This window comes from Aliterella sp. E5.1 (assembly GCF_057473825.1).
The window spans coordinates 1-1,157 of the sequence record NZ_JBYCCV010000440.1 but is presented as its reverse complement, the minus strand read 5'-3'; the positions used below and the strand labels follow the sequence as shown (position 1 = coordinate 1,157).

Sequence of the window (1,157 nt, the reverse complement as noted above, 5' to 3'; positions counted from 1 at the left end):
TCCGATCTTAGAGTGCTTTGCCGATTACTTTGTAGGGTTTCGTGCTCCCCAAAAATTTGACGGTAGGCGGCCCAAATCAGCCCTTGAATCTCTGTCTCAGAATCACAATCTTCTAAGCGATAGATGTAAGGAGTATCTTCGTCTGGAACTTCATAACCAGGAACTCGCTGGTTCTGGGAAGCAGGCTTGTAGGTTAATAAAGGAATTGACATGGGGGGAGGTCCTTAAAAAGGGTTTCCAGAATAAACAACGGACGCTGGGGGTTAGCGAAGGGCTGTGCCTACACCTTAGGAGTTGTGGGAATATAGCGATAGGGCAACGCCACCCCGGTTGGCTTCACAGAAGGTTGCCGGGTCCCCGAGCGACTCATATCAGGAATCTGGACATTATTTGACCGGGCCACATGGCGTTGAGTGTCAAGATGAGGGGTGAGCATTGACTGAGCCATATTTAAAAAGCCGACCGGGATCGCATCCCGAACTACTTTCTTATCCATCTCACCCGGACGGTACTGGCGAATCTGATAGAAAGAGCGGCCTTGCAGAGAGTGAAATGCCTGCCGATCGCGCCAATCTCTTCCATAACGAGGGGTCACCAGGTTGAAGGGCCGGGCTTCCATCCGCCGCCGCTGGTAGGGAACAATATCATCGCCAAAGGTGCGACGGTACTCCTCGCTGTCCACCACCGCATCAATGAAGCCGTGCAATCCCTGGGTGGCGATCACAATTGACCAAGAAATCTGCTCATCCTGGTTATAGGTTGCCCGGCCCAAGAAACGCTTAAAGGTAATATCCACCAGCCGGTAGTTGGAGTTCGTTTCCCCAACCAGCTCCTGGTAGACCGCTGATTTGCCTAGACCCCGGACAAACTCTCGTACAGTATTTGCCCGATTCCGAAGTTGAGATTCCAAAGGGAGTTGGCGATAACTCTCCAGAATCAAATGTTCGCTAAAGATCTGCCGATAGGCAGCCCAGATTAGGTCAGTGATGCCGGTGTCTGAGGCCCGATCTGTCAGCCGATAAACCGGAGCGTCATCTTCATCAGGAATCTCAAAGCCCTCAACCCGTTGATTTTGAGTTTTAGGGGTAATTTCAAGGAGTGGAAGTGGCATAAGTAAACCTTTTTATTGATTCAGTTAAACAAGCAAAAATCTAATT

The 1,157-nt window shown here is 50.2% G+C and carries 1 protein-coding gene and 1 pseudogene; both read right to left on the bottom strand.

What is annotated here, in order from left to right; translation table 11 throughout:
- A pseudogene (locus tag AC2VE5_RS28050) lies at positions 1 to 212 on the bottom strand (phycobilisome rod-core linker polypeptide); the annotation flags it as partial.
- Positions 213 to 280: 68 nt separating this feature from the next.
- A complete protein-coding gene (gene cpcG1, locus AC2VE5_RS28045; RefSeq protein ID WP_486890780.1) occupies positions 281 to 1,111 on the bottom strand; it encodes a phycobilisome rod-core linker protein CpcG1 in 831 nt (276 codons plus the stop codon).
- Positions 1,112 to 1,157: the final 46 nt, after the last annotated feature.